Annotated in this window: 19 protein-coding genes and 1 pseudogene; 14 read left to right on the top strand and 6 right to left on the bottom strand. The window is 67.8% G+C overall.

Going from position 1 to position 16,771, the window contains the following annotated elements; all coding sequences use genetic code 11:
* Positions 1 to 57: 57 nt before the first annotated feature.
* Positions 58 to 498 carry a hypothetical protein gene (locus ACZ4EF_RS32350; protein ID WP_467507700.1) on the bottom strand — a complete coding sequence of 147 codons (441 nt, stop codon included), beginning with the start codon at positions 496 to 498 and terminating at the stop codon, positions 58 to 60.
* A gap of 852 nt (positions 499 to 1,350) precedes the next feature.
* Here ACZ4EF_RS32350 and ACZ4EF_RS32345 point away from each other — a divergent pair.
* From ACZ4EF_RS32345 to ACZ4EF_RS32325, 5 genes are all read left to right on the top strand, one after another.
* Positions 1,351 to 1,791: a hypothetical protein gene (locus ACZ4EF_RS32345; protein ID WP_355342716.1), complete on the top strand. Its 441-nt coding sequence runs from the start codon at positions 1,351 to 1,353 to the stop codon at positions 1,789 to 1,791.
* A gap of 381 nt (positions 1,792 to 2,172) precedes the next feature.
* Positions 2,173 to 2,376, top strand: a complete 204-nt coding sequence (locus ACZ4EF_RS32340) for a cold-shock protein (protein ID WP_311297653.1) — start codon at positions 2,173 to 2,175, stop codon at positions 2,374 to 2,376.
* Positions 2,377 to 2,704: 328 nt separating this feature from the next.
* A complete protein-coding gene (locus tag ACZ4EF_RS32335) occupies positions 2,705 to 4,246 on the top strand; it encodes a DEAD/DEAH box helicase (RefSeq protein WP_467507698.1) in 1,542 nt (513 codons plus the stop codon).
* A 71-nt stretch (positions 4,247 to 4,317) separates the two neighbouring features.
* On the top strand, positions 4,318 to 4,626 hold the full coding sequence (locus ACZ4EF_RS32330; protein WP_401308827.1) for an SCO5918 family protein: 309 nt from the start codon (positions 4,318 to 4,320) through the stop codon (positions 4,624 to 4,626).
* 466 nt (positions 4,627 to 5,092) lie between these two features.
* The gene (locus tag ACZ4EF_RS32325) at positions 5,093 to 5,296 is read left to right on the top strand and encodes a cold-shock protein (protein ID WP_355342726.1); all 204 of its coding nucleotides are present in this window, start codon (positions 5,093 to 5,095) and stop codon (positions 5,294 to 5,296) included.
* 574 nt (positions 5,297 to 5,870) lie between these two features.
* Here the strand turns inward: ACZ4EF_RS32325 and ACZ4EF_RS32320 are convergent.
* The 3 genes from ACZ4EF_RS32320 to ACZ4EF_RS32310 form a co-directional block, all read right to left on the bottom strand.
* Positions 5,871 to 6,203, bottom strand: a complete 333-nt coding sequence (locus tag ACZ4EF_RS32320) for a MerR family transcriptional regulator (protein ID WP_402713083.1) — start codon at positions 6,201 to 6,203, stop codon at positions 5,871 to 5,873.
* A 1,635-nt stretch (positions 6,204 to 7,838) separates the two neighbouring features.
* Positions 7,839 to 8,219, bottom strand: coding sequence for a hypothetical protein (locus tag ACZ4EF_RS32315; RefSeq protein WP_467507695.1), 381 nt, complete (start codon positions 8,217 to 8,219; stop codon positions 7,839 to 7,841).
* Positions 8,220 to 8,443: 224 nt separating this feature from the next.
* Positions 8,444 to 8,983, bottom strand: a complete 540-nt coding sequence (locus tag ACZ4EF_RS32310; RefSeq protein ID WP_467507693.1) for a hypothetical protein — start codon at positions 8,981 to 8,983, stop codon at positions 8,444 to 8,446.
* A gap of 203 nt (positions 8,984 to 9,186) precedes the next feature.
* Between ACZ4EF_RS32310 and ACZ4EF_RS32305 the strand changes: the two genes are divergently transcribed.
* The 5 genes from ACZ4EF_RS32305 to ACZ4EF_RS32285 all read left to right on the top strand — a co-directional run bounded on the left by ACZ4EF_RS32305 (position 9,187) and on the right by ACZ4EF_RS32285 (position 11,434).
* Complete coding sequence (locus tag ACZ4EF_RS32305) at positions 9,187 to 9,834, top strand: hypothetical protein (protein WP_467507692.1); 648 nt, start codon at positions 9,187 to 9,189, stop codon at positions 9,832 to 9,834.
* A gap of 62 nt (positions 9,835 to 9,896) precedes the next feature.
* Entirely contained in the window at positions 9,897 to 10,319 is a 423-nt protein-coding gene (locus ACZ4EF_RS32300; protein WP_467507691.1) for a hypothetical protein, read from the top strand.
* Between the two features lie 65 nt (positions 10,320 to 10,384).
* A complete protein-coding gene (locus ACZ4EF_RS32295; RefSeq protein WP_467507689.1) occupies positions 10,385 to 10,606 on the top strand; it encodes a hypothetical protein in 222 nt (73 codons plus the stop codon).
* A 43-nt stretch (positions 10,607 to 10,649) separates the two neighbouring features.
* Positions 10,650 to 10,994: a hypothetical protein gene (locus ACZ4EF_RS32290; RefSeq protein WP_467507688.1), complete on the top strand. Its 345-nt coding sequence runs from the start codon at positions 10,650 to 10,652 to the stop codon at positions 10,992 to 10,994.
* Entirely contained in the window at positions 10,991 to 11,434 is a 444-nt protein-coding gene (locus tag ACZ4EF_RS32285) for a hypothetical protein (protein ID WP_467507686.1), read from the top strand. Before ACZ4EF_RS32290 ends, ACZ4EF_RS32285 begins: the two co-directional genes overlap by 4 nt.
* Before the next feature lie 135 nt (positions 11,435 to 11,569).
* Here the strand turns inward: ACZ4EF_RS32285 and ACZ4EF_RS32280 are convergent, their stop codons facing one another.
* Positions 11,570 to 12,358 (bottom strand): helix-turn-helix domain-containing protein, encoded by a 789-nt coding sequence (locus ACZ4EF_RS32280; RefSeq protein ID WP_467507685.1) that lies wholly within the window; start codon positions 12,356 to 12,358, stop codon positions 11,570 to 11,572.
* Positions 12,359 to 12,509: 151 nt separating this feature from the next.
* Between ACZ4EF_RS32280 and ACZ4EF_RS32275 the strand changes: the two genes are divergently transcribed.
* Positions 12,510 to 13,124, top strand: coding sequence for a hypothetical protein (locus tag ACZ4EF_RS32275; RefSeq protein WP_467507683.1), 615 nt, complete (start codon positions 12,510 to 12,512; stop codon positions 13,122 to 13,124).
* A gap of 577 nt (positions 13,125 to 13,701) precedes the next feature.
* Here the strand turns inward: ACZ4EF_RS32275 and ACZ4EF_RS32270 are convergent.
* Positions 13,702 to 14,229 carry a hypothetical protein gene (locus ACZ4EF_RS32270; protein WP_467507682.1) on the bottom strand — a complete coding sequence of 176 codons (528 nt, stop codon included), beginning with the start codon at positions 14,227 to 14,229 and terminating at the stop codon, positions 13,702 to 13,704.
* Between the two features lie 327 nt (positions 14,230 to 14,556).
* Between ACZ4EF_RS32270 and ACZ4EF_RS32265 the strand changes: the two genes are divergently transcribed.
* The 3 genes and pseudogenes from ACZ4EF_RS32265 to ACZ4EF_RS32255 all read left to right on the top strand — a co-directional run.
* The gene (locus tag ACZ4EF_RS32265; RefSeq protein ID WP_467507681.1) at positions 14,557 to 15,063 is read left to right on the top strand and encodes an RHS repeat-associated core domain-containing protein; all 507 of its coding nucleotides are present in this window, start codon (positions 14,557 to 14,559) and stop codon (positions 15,061 to 15,063) included.
* A 450-nt stretch (positions 15,064 to 15,513) separates the two neighbouring features.
* Positions 15,514 to 15,840, top strand: a pseudogene (locus ACZ4EF_RS32260) (helix-turn-helix domain-containing protein); the annotation flags it as partial.
* A 655-nt stretch (positions 15,841 to 16,495) separates the two neighbouring features.
* A partial coding sequence (locus tag ACZ4EF_RS32255; RefSeq protein ID WP_467507679.1) for a transposase occupies positions 16,496 to 16,771 on the top strand: 276 nt, incomplete at its 3' end.

Raw genomic sequence — 16,771 nt, 5'->3', positions numbered from 1 at the left:
TAGAGTCAGGCGCCGCGCCGACCAGCCCTGCCCGCCCGACTGGCGCCGGGCCGCGGACTACCAGAGGGAGTTTCTGACCTGCCCGTCGTGCAGGGTCACCACCTGCGTGCCCGGGGTGTGCATCCAGTCGAGGACTGCCTGGAACTCGGGCCACCGCGTGGAGGTGATCTTCCAGTGCCTGCTGATGTCGGCGCTGGTCCGGTAGCACTCGTTGAGGACGTACACCGTCCGACCCGTCAGCGCCGAGGCCGGGTCCAGCGGGTCGGCCCGCTCCGGACCCTTCGCAAGGCCGTAGGCGACCAGGAAGGACTGATGAGTGCTCCTGACGAAGCGGGCATGGCTGTCCCACAGGCGGTCGCCGACAGCGACGTTCTTGGCATCCGTGGTAACGGCGATGGTGAGCAGATGGTCCTGGGCTGTGCAGGGGTTCGGCGATGCGGTGTGCCGCGCCGCCGCCTGCGGAACCGCTGCGGCCGTACCGTAGCCCAGAGCAGCCACACCCCCCGCCGCCACAACCGCTCCTACGGCAGCGCACAGTGCAAGCCGCTTGCCACGCGTGAGTTGACTTGGCACAGGAACATCCCTTCGTGCGAACAGATCTCCGCGGGTCCCGGAAGCCGGCTCGTAAAGCAGGCCCGGCACCACGCACCCATCCCCAGTAGGCGGCTCCCCGCGTGCCCACGCCTGCCGGACCGGTCAAACAGGTGACTACGAATCCAGCCCCCGCCACAGAACTCGCAGACTGAAGGCGGCTGGGAAAGCTTCCAGTTCCCGACGGATGGCCTCTTCGTCGCGCAGAGCGAACGTGACCGGAAGATCAGCAACGGAGGATCCCACGCCCCCGGATGCCGCAAGGTGGTACCGGCTCGGATGTGGTAACGGTTCGAGCGCCCGAACCTGCGGCGAGTCAGGCGATGCACCTGCCCTGTCCCCCAGCGGAGCAGGGGGACAGGGTGTGGCCTGCGGATGTTCCGGCTGACGGGTGGTCAGGGGCGGTCGGGGGATGGCGGCTCGGGGACGTGGTGGAGGAGGGATGGCAGGCGGAGGAAACGAAGGGTGCGCGTCGACCGTCATGACGCCTCCGGCAGCGCCCGGGAATTCCAGACCGACCGGGATGAACTGGCGATACGCGCGTACGGCTCAATGCCTGTTGCGTTCACATTCTCCGTGTGACCGGGTATGAACGCGGTCGTTTATTGGCCGCCTGACATCGCGGCTGATGCGAGATTACAGGTGGGTTTTCGTCGGTCTCTTGGCTACGGAGAGTCGCCGTGCCCGACTGACGGCTGGACCCTCGCCCGCCGCGGCCCAGGTGCGCGGGGTACCGGCTGGGCGCGGTAGCTTACCCGGGTGAGCCTCCTTGATGATGTGGCCGAGCGCGACGGCTGGCGGTGCTGGGTGTGCGACGAACCGGTCGACCCCGAGATGTCGGTGAACGACCCGCGGGGGCCCAGCGTGGACAGCCGGACCGCCGACCGGAAGGCCAAGGTCGCCGAGCGGCTGGCGCACCGCGGCTGCAACACCCGCAAGGGCGCGGTCGAGGTGGTCATCGCTTGGCCGGACCGCCTGTACGTGGTCGAACCCGCGCCGCTGATTACCGTTGCCGGAAGACTGGAGCGCAAGGGGGGTCGCGAGATGGTGGGCCGTTGTCCGACCCGGCGGGACGCCCAGGAGGCCGCGGATTGGCTGGTGGACCGGTTCTCCCGACTGGTTCCCGGGCTGCCGGTGACCGCCGAAATCGAGCCGGGCGGCGGCCAGTTCCTCGTCATCCTGGCCACCGGCCGCCGCTGACCGGGCAGTTCGCCAGCCCCCGCACGCGTCGCCCGCCTGCGCGCGAGGGCCGGTCGGTGACCGCCTCCCCCGGCATCCTGTCCGCCGACCCTGTCAAAGCCCAGGTGGAATATCTGACACCGCCGGCACAGAAATACCAGCAGACCGACCGCAGCATTTCGTGCCTTTAGCGGCCAGTAATCGGAGATCCAGCATTACCGCTGGTGGCATGCTATGGTTTCCCCAGTTGCAGTTGTGGTTCCCAAAGACTTCAAGTGCCTTCACTGCTGTAAGCGGTGGAAGCACTTTTGTATTTCCGGTGCATTCCGGATGGGGCAACCTCGCGGCGACGCGGAGGCCGCACAGTGCGGGCTCCGGGCACTGCCCCGAAGGAGATATGACATGGCTACTGGCACCGTGAAGTGGTTCAACGCGGAAAAGGGTTTCGGCTTCATCGAGCAGGACGGTGGCGGCGCTGACGTGTTCGCTCACTACTCGAACATCTCCGCTTCCGGCTTCCGCGAGCTGCAGGAGGGCCAGAAGGTTTCGTTCGACGTCACGCAGGGCCAGAAGGGCCCGCAGGCCGAGAACATCGTTCCCGCCTGACGCTCACGCGTAGCAGTAGGCCGGGGCCCGCACCTTGGGGTGCGGGCCCCGGCCTACTTGGTTTTCCCCCCGCCCCCGGCCGCCATGGCAGCCCGCGCGCCTTCCCGGCCGCCCGGAGGAGCACCTCTGCCGCAGCGGGGAAGTCCAGCCCCGGTCCGCCATCAACGTGTGAGTACCGCTGGTGCCCGCGGGAACGACCGGACAGCTCGTCGAGAGCTCCAGATGGCCCGCTTCGTACATTCACTTTCATCGGTTCGTTCCTGTGCTCCCTGTGCGGCTCGTCTGCCGCCGGGGATCCCTCGACGCACCGCATCGAGGAAGGTTCTCCGTGAACCGCACTGTTCGCTCCACCGACCGCTACTCCCGCACCCGCTCCCCGGGCTCCGGCTCCGGCTCCGGCCGTGGTGGATACCGCGGCAGCCAGGCCCCGAGCCGTTCCGGCGGCCCTTCCCGCTCCGGCGGCTACGGCGGTCGGCGGCCCTCGGCCCCGCTGGGCGAGTTCGCCCTGCCGGTCTCCGTCACTCCGGCCCTGCCGCCGGTGGAAACCTTCGCCGAGCTCGACCTGCCCGCCACTCTGCTGACGTCGCTGGCCACACAGGGAATGGCCGTGCCTTTCCCGATCCAGGCCGCGACACTGCCCAACTCCCTCGCGGGACGTGACGTGTTGGGCCGCGGGCGCACCGGCTCCGGCAAGACCCTCGCCTTCGGCCTGGCCCTGCTGGCCCGTATCGCTGGTCAGCGCGCCGAGTCCCGGCAACCGCTGGCCCTGGTGCTGGTTCCGACCCGCGAACTGGCCCAGCAGGTCACCGACGCTCTCACCCCGTACGCCCGCGCCCTGCGGCTGCGGATGACCACGGTCGTCGGCGGCATGTCCATCGGCCGGCAGATCAGCGCGCTGCGCGGCGGAGCGGAAGTCGTCGTGGCGACGCCCGGACGGCTCAAGGATCTCATCGACCGCGGCGCGTGCCAACTGGGCCAGGTCGGCGTCACCGTCCTGGACGAAGCGGACCAGATGGCCGACATGGGCTTCATGCCTCAGGTCACCGCGCTGCTCGACCAGGTGCGCCCCGACGGCCAGCGGATGCTGTTCTCCGCCACCCTGGACCGCAACATCGACCTGCTGGTGCGCCGCTACCTCAACGACCCGGTGGTCCACTCCGTCGACCCGTCCGCCGGCGCGGTCACCACCATGGAGCATCACGTTCTGCACGTGCAGAACACGGACAAGCACGCCACGACGACCGAGATCGCCGCGCGTGACGGCCGGGTGCTGATGTTCCTCGACACCAAGCACGCCGTCGACAAGCTCACCGAGCACCTGCTCAAGAGCGGTGTACGGGCGGCGGCGCTGCACGGTGGGAAGTCGCAGCCGCAGCGCACCCGTACCCTCGCGCAGTTCAAGACCGGGCACGTCACGGTGCTGGTCGCCACCAACGTGGCCGCCCGCGGCATCCACGTCGACGACCTCGACCTGGTGGTCAACGTCGACCCGCCCGCCGACCACAAGGACTACCTGCACCGCGGTGGACGCACCGCCCGCGCCGGTGAGTCCGGCCGGGTCGTCACCCTGGTCCTGCCCCACCAGCGCCGCGAGATGACCCGTCTGATGACCACCGCAGGCATCACCCCGCAGACCACCCAGATCCGGTCCGGGGAAGCCGAGTTGAACCGCATCACCGGAGCCCGCACGCCTTCCGGCGTGCCCGTCACCATCACCGAGCCAGTCGCCGACCGCACCAGGCGCAGCACGTCCGCCGCCTCCGCGCGCGGCCGGCGCAGCCGCCCCGCCGCGGCCCGGCGCTCCGCCCGTCCGACCACGGCCTCGACGGAGACCCAGGGCCGCCGTACCGCCCTCAGCCCGGCGGCCTGAACGCCGCCGGACCGCACTCACCAGGGCGAACCGGCTCCTGTCCCCATCCCCCCTCATCTCCGCGAGGTCCCATGCGCTGCATCATCGCCCACTTCCCCTTCGACCTCACCAAAAGCGGCGTGCAAGCGTCCATGAAGGGCATCAAACCCGAGGTCGTCACGGGCGAGTACGTGATCATCGGCCGACGCCACTACCCCGTGAAGCAAGTGGGAGAGGTGATCACCCGCCAGGACCGCCGCGACTTCAGCGCCGCCGAGATGACCCGCGCCCTCCTCAGCCTCGGTTACACCTGCCGCAACATCGCCCCCCACGTCCCCGCCACCGCCTCCAGTCCACTCCGGACAGCCCAGTCACTGCTCGGCATCCCCGTGACAGCCTGACCCACGAGGAGAACCCACACTCGCGGCACACCGGCGGGCTCCTGGCTCCGAGCAGCAGGCGCCCGATCCCGCCTCGCCCCAAGCGCCGAGGTCACTCCTCGGCCCGCGCCAACCCGGCCAACGGCCGTGCCAGGCTTCCGATTCGAGCGGTCGCCGACCCTTGCATGTCGCGGGCGGATGCTCAGCCCGCGGTCGCCGACCCTCGCATGTCGCGGGCGGACGCTCAGCCCTCTGCCCCACCAGCCGCCGGCGGGGCAGACGCCAGGGGCCTCTCGGGCGACGCCCGAGGAAGAGGGCTGCGGGCGGCCTCGCCGCAGATGCCCGCGTCCACCAGCCCGTGGGGCCGCGCCAGCCGCGTGATTGACGACTGGTTCTTCCTTTTCACCGGTGCACGGACAAGAAAATTCCACAAAGATGCGGAGTTCGCGAATCTGTTGCCGCACGCCGAGCGAGCAGGAGTTACAGAATGGCCACAGGTACTGTGAAATGGTTCAATTCAGCTAAAGGATACGGCTTCATCGAGCAGTCGGGCGACGGTGAAGACGTCTTCGCGCACTACTCCAATCTCGTCAACGACGCTCTTCCTGGGCTGACCGAAGGCCAGAGGGTCCACTTCGACATCGGGCAGAACCCAAGGGGTCTGTACGCGGAGAACATCACCTGCGACTGACGCCGGGCCACTCCCGGCCCGTCCCAGTCGGCTCGCTGTCCGGTGGCTCCGTAGCGTGGACACGGCGGTCTTCCCGGTCCGGACCCCTCCGCGATCCGACGGTCGCGGCCCGCCCCGACGCACGGCTCGTCGAGCCGGACGCCCGTACCGGAAAAGACCCGCGGCTCGTAAGAAGTGCCAATCTTTTTCCGTACGCTTGGTCAAGCACCCGAGCACAGCGGGTCCCCGTGGTCGATCACCATCTCTCCTGGCAGGCCCAAGGATTGGCCGTCGCCGGGACACCACAAAAGCGGATTCGACCACCCGCGTGCAGCGAGCCACGCATCCCCGGCTTCGGCCCGGCGACCACCCGCTCCACCACGACGCCCACGACGCCATCCGCGGCAGAGGACCGGTGGCCGGGCCCGCTGGCGGAAGGTGCACCAGCGGTGTCCGGGACGACGTCGGGTGGCGTGTCGGCACCAGGCCGGGAAGCACGCTCAGGAGCCGGCGGCTGAACGTCTTCGGCGATCATGTGCACATATGAGGAGCACCTCCGCGAGCCGCAGAGGCTCCCTCGTGTCAGGGACACCGGTCAGACGTCGGCCCGGTCGCCGGGTTGGAAACGGCGTAGTTGTTCGTTGATGCGCTGCGCTTCCTCGAGCTGGTCTTCAAGGATCACGATGCGGCAGGCCGCCTCCACCGGGGTGCCCTGGTCGACGAGTTCGCGGGCGCGTGCGGCGATGCGCAACTGGTAGCGGGAGTAGCGCCGGTGGCCGCCCGCGGAACGCAGCGGGGTGATCAGGCGGGCTTCGCCGATCGCGCGGAGGAAGCCCTGGGTGGTACCGAGTATCTCGGCTGCTCGGCCCATGGTGTACGCGGGGTAGTCGTCGTCATCGAGACGCCCGTTCGTGTCGCCTGCTGTCATCGCACCTCTCTGCGGAACGCGTGGAGGGGCCCCGGTGCCATACCGGCACCGGGGCCCCGAAGGAACTGCTACACCATCTGCCGACCTGCTATTGCGTCGGCCTACTGTGTCCGCACCGCCACCAAAGGGTGAGCGGCAGGTGCGGGGATCGCGGTTGCTTGACCGGAGACCACCTCACTATCGATGTCCTGCGGTACCCGGACTCAACACTCCGCCCGGGCGATCCCGATGGCGCTCAACTCCTCCGTTCTTCCCTCTGGATCAATTGCCTGCCAAACGTGAACTGCACACTTCTTGTACTGCTGATGGCCTCTACCAGCACCACTCTTCGACAGCCAGCCCCGTCGCCCGTCCTGCGTCTTCTCTGGCTTGGAACCCCACTGCCGAACCTCCCGGTGCGCGCGCCCGCAGCCGACGCCTTCACCGAGGTACTGCTCACTGACTTCGCTGCTGGTTACCGCACACTGCACTTACCGCTACTACCGCTGCGGTCCTTCTCACGGCGGCCCCTGATCACTGCGGGCCACCCGGTCCGGTCGTCAGTCCCATCGCCCGTCTGGCAACATCCCTGGCTTTGGAACTCCACCACCGTACCGACCTGCGTCATGTGCGTACTGCCTCCCGGCAGTTCGTCTCTGCCGGGCCCTCTGTCTCTCTGGGTACAAGAGAAACCGTACCCACGCCACCACCAAATGTCTACTCCGGCCATCACAGATTTTCAGTCACCGGGGGCCGAGGTAACCTGCCACCAACTCCGACGCCCGCATCTTCGCGGGCACCCATGGGAGACGGATCACCACCGCCGTCCTGCGCGACGCCACCCACTGGGACGACGTCGTCCAGACCCTCGACTACGAACACCCGCGCCGACACGACCTGAGACACACCGACCCGACCTGGACGGCGGACGCCGGAGTCCCCCTGCACGTCCTGCGGTTGATCACCGTCCACGGCTCCCGCAGACCACCCAGCGCCGCCTCCGACGCCTCATCACACGGAAACCGCTGCCGACAAGCCGAAGGGCCCGCTGACCTGGCTAAATGCCAGTCCAGCGGGCCCTTCGTGCACCGTCGGGACGACAGGATTTGAACCTGCGACCCCCTGACCCCCAGTCGCGAAGGCCAAGGGAATTTCCCCGCCATTCGGGACCAATCCCCCCGCGTATTACGCCTAGTTATGCGTCCATCGCTCACTACCGCGCACCGCGTGTGGTCCCCGGTTGGTCCCCTGCCGTAACGGACGAGACGGTCGCCCGAGCCCGCGCTGCGGCCGAGTGCCTGTTCGAAGCCGGTGACCAGGCTCAGGGTCTGACGGCACTTGCGGGCAACCGCAAAATGGTCCTGGGCGCGTACGGATGGTGGCGCCACGACTGGTCGAGCTGCTGCAGCAGCTGGCCGACGAACCATGGTCCGTCCCCCGACCCCTGTTCGCTCAGACCACTCCAGGTCCACCACTGCCGTTCGCGGGTCTGGTCCCGCGGAAGCCGATTTCGACGCACTCCATGGCACAGAAGCTGAACCGGCACAGAATCTCGTGCCGCGCGGCCCCCAACTCCGCCCTCGCCACCAACCTCCCCAGCCCCATCCTCGCCGACCTGACCGGCACGCACCGCCACACCGCGATCCGCTGGGTCGCCTACGTCAGACGCGACTGGACCGAGTACGTGGCGGCACGAGCCGAGGACGAGGGCCACAAGCGGGAGAAGAAGCCATCCACCAATTGCAGCCGTGTCAGCGAGTCCGGAGCGACAAGAGTCAGGTCGAACGCGCGGCCGTCCCGGACCTTCTCGCCGCTGTCCACGTGCAGCCCGACTATCGCCGCCGCGATCTGTTCCTCCTTCGCCTGCATGCCCCGTTGCAGACCAAGAACGTGCAGCGCTTCATCCGAGCCGGACCACACCGTGTGCGCCCGCAGGTCCCGCGGCTCCTGCGGCCTCACGAATGCCGACGGTGCGACCAGGGGGTCCGTGGCGAACTTGGCGTCCTCTGGCTTCGTGATTGGCCGAACCGTCAGCATGGACACCCCTTCGTTCACGGGACGGGAGTTGCAGGTGCTACCGGTCCTTCCGGGCCTGGGTCTGGCACTCAGGGAGAAGCACCCCGGAGGCGTCGCCGCCCCGTTACCGCGCTGGTGGCGGGGCTCACTTGTCGCATGCCTGCGCGGAGTAGTGCCGGGCCCCAGAGCGCGAGCTCGACACCACAGGCTGGGCAGCGCACCTGGTGGCGGGGCCGGACGCCCCTCTACTCAGGCTCGCCGACGACCAGAGCCCACCGCTCCTCGAAGCCGGTGCACCCCCGCAGTTCGGTGGCGAGGTACCGCACGGCGGCGTACGCGTCCGTGCGGTCCGCCTCGGGTCGACCGGGCTGGTGCAACTGCTCGCACCGCTCGGTGATGTAGACGAACGCACCGCACCACGCCGTTGACGCCGAGCCTTCTGCCATCGCCGCCCGCGCCTTCGTCACGAAGGCCAGGAGCTCGGCCCAGTCGTCCCCCACCGGGTCGTTGTGCTGGCGCGCCTGGCGCATCGCGTATCCGCAGCGCACAAGGTGCCGCGCAAAGACAACGGCGTCAGCGACTTGGCGTCGCCCCTCCGCGGTCCGTGCGGTGTTGTCACCGCGAAGAAAGTGGTAGGTGAGCTTCGCCGCCTCGGCAAACGCCCTCTGGCGGAGGTCGCGTTCCGTGCTGGGGCTGCCGAGCCCGGCTGTCTCGATCGCTTCCATGAAATGCTCTCGGATTGCGTCGCTGCCGAACAGGTCGCCCAGCCGATCGAACGCAGCCATCAAGTCCTCCATCCGGGTGCCCCAGCGCCCGTATGCAGTATGGCGCGCGGGTCCGACAGGTCAGCCGCTGGTGTTCTCGGTGAGCACGTCCGTGACGATCTGAGACAGCTCATCCGACGACAGGTCGTCGCCCGCCGGGGGCTTCGACGGCGCCCCAGGTCAGCACCGCGGTACCCGGGGCGTACCGGGCTTTGATCGCGGCCTTGCACGATGCGGGCCCGGGGACCGTCGCTTTCGTAGTGGTGTGCGAAGGCATCGCGGCGGCGGGCTTCGGGTTGGCTTTGGCGGACGCGGTCGTCGTGGTGGTGGCCGGTGGGGTGGCGGTGTCGTCTGGCCGGCTGCGGGCGGCTGACAACGGATCTGTCGCGCCCTTTGAACGATCACTCTCTGGTGAGCCGGGTGGAGGGCTGATGACCGAGCACGAGCGGCCGAAGGGTGTGCTGCGAGTGGGTGATCGGATCCGGTTCGAGGACCGGGTCCACACCGTGGTGGGCTTGTCGGGCACGGCGGTCCGCCTGCTCGACGAGCACAACACCGCGAGCATGCTGATGTTCGCTCAGCTGATGGTGTCACAGGAGTTCGAACTGCTGGACTCTACGGCGCCCACGCCGGCGATTCCGCCCTTCGGCCTGTTGGACACCGTTCCCGAAGTGGCTCTGCGCAAGGCCCGGTTCTACGAGAAGCACCTGATCGAGGTGGAGACCAGGCTCCCGCCGGATGCGCCGAAAGGGACTGTTCCTCGGCCGGAGTACGACCCGCAGTGGCGAACCGTGAACGAGCGCGTCGTGTCCAAGGTGGCCGGGCTGACCGCGGCAGGCAACGAGGTGTCGGACGGACCCTGTTCCGGCTGAGGTCGAAGTGGCGGGATGAAGGGCTCTGGGGGTTGGTGGATCGGCGGGCTACCCGGTTGTCCATGGTGCCGGGCATCGGGCGGGTGGACGAGCGTCTGGCCGAGGCGGTGCTGAAGGTCCTGGCCGCGCAGGAGGATGCGTCGTCGGGGACCCGCACCCGCGTGATCCGGCTGGCCGAGAAGCTCGTCGCCGAGCGGCATGGGCAGGGCGCGGTCCCGCTGCCGTCGCAGGCAACGTACTTCCGGCTGCTCAAGTCGCTTTCCGAGGGCGCCACAGCTTTGGGGCGGCAACGACCCGGCGTTCTCTGGCCGGGCGGCCGGATGCTCCCGTTCTCTCCGACGCTGGCCGCCCGTCCCGGTGAGGTGGTGCAGATCGACACCACGCCGCTGGGCGTGCTGGTTGTCCTGGACGACGGCGTGGTGGGGCGGGTGGAGGCGCACATCCCTCCACGGCACTGGCCTACGTCGACGCCCACGACCGCCTGAACGGGTGCTTCACCAGCGAGAGCAACGGTGAGCCGCTTCAACAGAGATGGAACCGCCGACTCCACGTGCTGCGCGAGGACACGTTCGGTGATCCCCACCGTCCCTCCGACGCCCGGATCGAACTGGCCACCTACCCCGAGGCCATCGTTCTCACCGGCCTGTTCGCCTCGCGTTACTGGCAAGACCATCCCCAGTTGCCGACCGAAGCGGCACAGCGGCTCAACATCGCACCCCATCGGCTTCCGCTGCATGAGACGGTCGTCACCGCGACCGAGGAGGGGCCGTGATCTCACTCGCCGGCTGTCAGTGTCGATCGTCATCATCGGAGACATGACCAACCCGAACCTCATCACCGGCAGTATCTGGCGGCTCCACCACGGCGACCAGGAGATTGCCCGGCTGACCGTGACCGGCGCCGATATGCCCTGGCCGCACGCAGAAGTCGAGGCACTTCCTGGTTTTGAAGAGTTCCGTCCCCTCTTCAGTGAGCAAGAGCGGGCTGTCGACGAGGAGGACTGGGACCGGGCCGATGCCTGCTACACCCAGATCCGCAGTGCGCTGACCCTGACGTTTCCCGGCGGCAGCCGGGTCGCCGAGTTCATGCTGCACATCCACGACGACGGCACCGCCGGCTGGCGCTGGCACGACGAGCCCTTCGACGCGGTGAGCCCGTGACGGCCTGGGTCCACTGCTTCTGGGACGAGGAAGACGGTTGTTTCTACTTCGAGTTGGACGCCGATGGCTATGTGATCCGTCAAGTCGAATTGCAGGAGCCTGGAAACAAGGCTCTGACCGCTGCCTCGCTGGCCGAGTGGCAAGAAGCCCGAAGAGACGGTCGGTCCGTTGAATACGAGAGCGTCTACGGTCTGACCGCGGAACCGGCCATCTCCGAGTGGGAAGGGCACGACCCGCAGTCGTCGTCGGCCGATCAGTTCGAGATCGTTTGGTCGACCGCCCGCGGTGAACTTCAGCATCGTCAGCGGCGCCCCCTTCCTGAGCACGTCCATTACTGCGGATCCCGACCAGGAAAACTGCCATCTTCAACCCGAAAACGACCGTCAGGCGTCTCGCCAACCTGGCAAGGTCCTGCTCAGGCGGCACCACCCTCGCCATGATCCATGAGACGCGCCAACCGCACCGCCCACGCGTCTTCGCGACGCCTCGTCGCTGCCCCCCAGTAAATCGCGGTTGAACCTGTCACTCCGCAGGTCAACGGCCTCGCCCCTGCAAGATCTAATGAGACGGGCCAGTCAGCAGGTGTCAGATCCGGGCGGCTCCGTGAAATGCGTGTCGTGGGAGTCGCCCTGCATTGAGCGTGCCAAATCGAAGACGTGCTGTACCTGGGCAGCGGACAGACGCCGTGCCTCCCACAGCAGTGCTGCGGCATCTACCGCCTCCGATGGCGGAGGCGGTGGAAGCTCAGTCAGATCGACGCGCGTCAGCGCGGCGAGATCGCGTGCGTCGATCCCCATCAGGGCAGCGAAGTCCGTCACCAAGCGCGGGGTCAACTCCTTGCGGCCAGTGCCGATCACACCGTAAGTGGCCGCCGACAGATACGTGGGCGTCACGAACGCGAGCGCCATCGCCATGCCCGTCCAGTTCAGATTGCGGTACTGGAGCATGCGGATGACCCAAGCACCCGGACCGCCATCGAGGGGCATGAGCGGCTCCGGGACGAAGCTGGAACACCGCTTCTCCTGCGGCAGCGAGCGGACCAGTTGCAGAAGCTCGCGGCGTCCCGCCGTAGGCAGACGCACCGCCTCCGTCACCGTGTTCCTCACCCATATCGCGGCCATGGCGTCCAGCGGCGCCATGTCGTCCGGGACCGCCAGCCCAGCGAGGATGAACAGATCGACGGCATGGAAACCCAGTGCGGGCCCAAGCCGTCGGAGGAGTTCCTGCCTGGGGCTGTCCCCGGCGAGCACAGTGCGGACCTCGTCTGGGCTCAGCCCGGCGCGGTCGGCCAGCTCCTGGGCGCCGAGTTCTCTTTGGTCCAGCAGCCGCGCCAGCATCGCGCCGAACGCGAAGTGCTCCGTCATACCCGCAGACTAACCAGGTGCGCGTGTGGGACACAGCCGTCCTCGATGAACGCGGGCCGCTGAGGGCGCGGGCGGACCTGTCACTGGCGACTGCGATGATCGCTCTGGCCGGCGTGAGCACGCTGGCACCGCGCCTTTGGAGTGGCTTCGAATGGATACGTGGCAGGAGCTTTCCGCTCTGGTGGACGAGCGACTGAAGGCGATGCCGTCCGGCGAACGCAGTGTGTTCGCCGCCGGTGTCGCGGAACGACTGATGAGTCGGCACGAAACACTGCCCGAGGACGAGCAAGCGCCGTTCACCATGAGCCTGCGGCCTCTGTTGAATTTCGTATGGGAGGGCGTTCTCGGCGACTCGACGGCCTTCTCGGCAGTCAAGCGCGGTGTCGGCGAGTACATACTCAGCGAGTACTGCCACAACGACGGCCAGGACGGCCCGGATGACGCAGACGAGTCGGCAGCAGCGGCGACGTTGTATTCCGCACACGCCTACCTTTTCGGCTGCCAGGAATTCGCAGCCTGGACCAGCAACCAGGCGGTCGAGGCGATCGACCAGCACCTTCAGTACCTGGCCGAGCAGGAAGAAGACGACGAACTTCCCGTCGACACGGACGAAGTGCTCGCCTCTGAGCTCCAGCGGCAACTCCGGGATCTGGACCTCATCGCACGACACTCAAAGGATCTTCGCCACGCCAGCTTGGGACTGCCCATCGACACGTCCATCCGACTCCGTGTCGAACTACGCGCTCCCCTCTCCAGCCGGGAGTGAGCTCCCCAGCGGCCCATCCTCCGCCCGGTACGGAGTCAAGTGCCTGCTGCCCTGCCCCGACCAGATTGTTTGAGACGGGTTGTCACCCTTTCGAGTGACGCGACCTGGGTCTTGGCAGCGACGGTCCGCAAGGTGCTCGGCCCTCGCAGTGCAGGGGAGATCGCAGCGGGGCGGAGGTGGTCGTGGACGGGGGTGCAGTGATGGCGTCGGCTGAGGAGTACGCCTCAGCCGTGGAGGTCGGGTTCGTCGATGCCGATGGCGTCGAGCGTTCCGGTCCCGGCGCGGGCCGGGCGGCGGCTTCCCGGACGGCCCGCTCGCCCGCGTGCTGCGTGCCACGGTGGTGGTGACGCGCGCGCCTCACCGCTGACGCTGTGCCGGGCCGCCGGCCCCTGCCGGCCGGTCCCCGCACCGCGGCGCTGTCCGGTGCCACTGAACCTTGACCGTTTGCCACTGAACTTGATCATCTCGGGTGACTGCTCGCAGACGGTGGCCGCGCCGATCACGAACGCGAAGTAGCCCCACCGAGCAGCAGCGTCCCCGGTGGCGCTCAGCGGCGACAACTGCATCGCTGGAAGCGTCAGAGCCGGAAAGAGGAGAAGCCCGGCGGGAACCGGTGATCGTGGTCCAGGTTCTCGCGTATACGGGTCACTTCGGCGGCGGTCAGCCGCCGCTGCCCTCCGTTCGTGAACAGGTGCCACTGCCAGTCGGCTTCGTGCCAGCTGTACGCGACCACCGGGTCCAGCGGCTCCGCTTCCAGCTCTGCGGCCTCCTCCTCAGTGAGCGGCGGAAGCCCCCAGGCCAGGCCGGCCCAGCCGAAGCGGTAGGGCGGCTCGCCCGCGGGCTGGCGTGCCAGCTTCGCGTACGGCCGCCCGGCCTCGGCGGCACTGTGCCGCGGTGCCAGCACCGGTTCGAGGCCGATGACGATCAGCCCGCTGTCCGGGTCGCCGTCGTCGAAGGTGACCTCTTCCAGCGGCCAGGGCCACCACCGGGGCATGGGCCCGACCATGGCGCCGTCGCCGTAACGCGCCTGCCACCGGCGGAGCCGGTCGAAGAACGCGGCGTCCTCGTCCTCACGGAAGGCACTCTCACCCGTGTTCTCGCTCATGACCCCAGTAGAACCCACCCCACTGACATCGGCCGACGGCCTATCCACATGTGCAGCCTGTCCGGCGCGGCCATCGTCTACGAGCAGTCACCCCGAGGTGATCATCACGGTCGGCACCAGGTGCTACCCGTTCGACGGCCGGACAATGGAGATCTTCGGCGGTGACCCAGTCCGCTTCTACATACGGAACATGTACGTACACGTCACCCGCCTCCCAGCCTGTTGCCCGGACATCGCCGATCAAACTTCCCTACGTTGTTGCACGGGTCCGGGCTCACCGACGCCGACGGCTCCGTCCTCGGCCTGGTCGACAACGCCCCGCACCGCGTGAACACCTACACCTACAACCCCACCGGCATGCCCCGCACCGGCGGCGTGAGCGAGACCGTCCCCCAGCCCTACCGCTACCACGGCGCCTACCTCGACCCCACCGGCCTGTACAAAATGGGCGCCCGCTACTACGACGCCGTCACCGAACGCTTCACCCAAACCGACCCTTCAGGCCAGGAAACCAACCCCTACGCCGCCTTCGGCGCCGACCCCGTCAACCACACCGACCCCAACGGGCTCGGAATCCTCGATGCCGTTAGCGAGTGGGCTGGACCGGTTGGCGACCTCGCTCAAGCTGGCTATCACGCATACCAAGGCGACACAAAAGCTTTGTGGGGAGACTTGGCTGGTGTTATGGCTGGTGGAATCGTAGGAGGTATGTGCACTAGCCTTGCCGTGGCAGGAGCTCCTGAGACTGAAGGAATTTCCCTTGTAGCGGGACTGAGGTGCTACGCACTTTCCAACACGGGGAGCCAATATGCATCAGGTGAAGTCTCAGGATAATTGATTTGAGTTCTGCGCAAGATTTCTGGGGCTGAGGCGACGCAGTCGCCTCAGCCCCTTCATGAAAGTAGAGTTAGAGGGGGTAGCTGCATGCCTGATCTCGGATGGAACATTCGACAGCGTGCGGTACTGCGACGTTCGGTCATCTTCACTAGTGTATTTGTATTCCTTGGGCTGGTGCTTTCAATCGCACTTATCGCCATGGGAAACAAAGGCGGGTGGTTCCTTCTGGCGTTCATTCTTATGCTATCAGGTCCCTTTTTCTACATCATGCGGGTGAAGTCAAAATCCCAGCCCTGAGGTAATGGTCACGAGGAGCATTAACTGAGCCTTTCAGCGGGTCACCGATCGGGGGACGGGGGCGGCGTGAGGGCGGGGCCGCAACGGACAGGGCTCCCGTGCCGTTGAGTGAGGTGTTCGATGTCTCAACCCGATGGCACAGGAGTTCTGTTGGTTCCCTATCCTGCCGCACTTGACCTGCCTCATGGCCTGGTCGAGTGGGTCACAATGCTCATCGTCATCCGAGAGGGTGACCGGCGGTGCAAACTTCCGCCGCATCAGCGTGCGCTCGTCGCGCTGGTGTACTTACGCCGTCACGAGACCCTCGCCCGCCTTGCAGTCGCCTTCGGGATATCCGTCGGCACCGCGCATGGATACGTCACCGCCCTCACCGGCCTGCTTGCCGATCGTGCCCCGGGACTGCTGAAGACGCTGCGCGACAACGACCCGGACTTCGTCCTCCTCGATGGGACCCTCGCCGAGTGCGTCGCGGCCGGGCTGCGCACATCCCGGCCCACGGTGATCCGGTAGACCCACCTCCTGAAACGCCGCCGCACCCGCCGGCGGGCCACACCACTTCGGCCAGGGTGGTCTTCCCGAAGCCGCCCGCACCGTGCAGGCCGGTGGTGCTGGTGATCCCCACTGCCCGCCACCCACCCCCGCACACCGCCACCACCCGGTCGGCCTCGTCCCGGTCCACCACCCACCCCGGCACCCGGGGCGGGTCAGGCGGCGGATCGCCCCGCCCGGCCCACCCCCCGCTGTCCGTGACCACGGCTATCAGGCCCACGACCACAAGCAGAAGGGTGAACGCGCCGAACGCCGGCCACGGATGCTGCCGCAGCAGGTCCAGCACACCGAGCCACCGGTCCTGCCCCGTCGCGGCGTTGCTGGCCAGCGACCCCCCCGCCGCCGCAACCGCCTCGACCGCCACCAGGCCGAGTAAAACCCCCGTACGCCCGCCGCCCACCTCAGCCCCCCGGCCCGTCTCCACAACCGTCAGCGGAGATTACTCCCGCACACCCCGCCGACGCGGACGAACCACCCGTCTCACCCTGCGGGTTCCCACAGACAGGCCGAAGTGACAACGATGCAGCCCCGGTGTGATCATGCGCGTTGCCATGATGCTGCTGATCATGTCGAGGCCGCGAGGGTGAGTCCGCTGCACGATGCTGTCCGCGCCGAGTCCCTGGCCGTGCTGTCCCGGTTCCGGACCGGCTTCTACGACTGCCTGACCGCCCGCACGGACGCGCTGTTCGAGTTGGCGGACGCCGTGCTGTGCACGGACGGGCCGGTGCGGTCGCTGGTCGACTTGTCCCTGGCACCCGAACACCGCCGCGGACACGGCTCCCTGTATGCCGGCCTCAACCGCGGCGGGCTCGATGTCGCGCGGCTGCGGCGGGCCCTTGCCGGGGTGCCGCTGCCGCGG

This window comes from Streptomyces sp. NPDC025721 (assembly GCF_055558595.1).
The sequence above is the reverse complement of the archived record's forward strand: the minus strand, read 5'-3'. Positions and strand labels throughout refer to the sequence as shown.

Excerpts from the sequence above, each read along its gene's own strand:
- ACZ4EF_RS32290 (WP_467507688.1), top strand. The coding sequence starts at position 10,650 with ATGACCAACCCGAACCTCATCACCGGCAGTATCTGGCGGCTCCACCAC.
- ACZ4EF_RS32275 (WP_467507683.1), top strand. The coding sequence starts at position 12,510 with ATGGATACGTGGCAGGAGCTTTCCGCTCTGGTGGACGAGCGACTGAAG.
- ACZ4EF_RS32330 (WP_401308827.1), top strand. The coding sequence starts at position 4,318 with ATGCGCTGCATCATCGCCCACTTCCCCTTCGACCTCACCAAAAGCGGC.
- ACZ4EF_RS32320 (WP_402713083.1), bottom strand. The coding sequence starts at position 6,203 with ATGACAGCAGGCGACACGAACGGGCGTCTCGATGACGACGACTACCCC.
- ACZ4EF_RS32280 (WP_467507685.1), bottom strand. The coding sequence starts at position 12,358 with ATGACGGAGCACTTCGCGTTCGGCGCGATGCTGGCGCGGCTGCTGGAC.
- ACZ4EF_RS32270 (WP_467507682.1), bottom strand. The coding sequence starts at position 14,229 with ATGAGCGAGAACACGGGTGAGAGTGCCTTCCGTGAGGACGAGGACGCC.
- ACZ4EF_RS32325 (WP_355342726.1), top strand. The coding sequence starts at position 5,093 with ATGGCCACAGGTACTGTGAAATGGTTCAATTCAGCTAAAGGATACGGC.
- ACZ4EF_RS32315 (WP_467507695.1), bottom strand. The coding sequence starts at position 8,219 with ATGCTGACGGTTCGGCCAATCACGAAGCCAGAGGACGCCAAGTTCGCC.
- ACZ4EF_RS32340 (WP_311297653.1), top strand. The coding sequence starts at position 2,173 with ATGGCTACTGGCACCGTGAAGTGGTTCAACGCGGAAAAGGGTTTCGGC.
- ACZ4EF_RS32300 (WP_467507691.1), top strand. The coding sequence starts at position 9,897 with ATGGTGCCGGGCATCGGGCGGGTGGACGAGCGTCTGGCCGAGGCGGTG.
- ACZ4EF_RS32310 (WP_467507693.1), bottom strand. The coding sequence starts at position 8,983 with ATGGCTGCGTTCGATCGGCTGGGCGACCTGTTCGGCAGCGACGCAATC.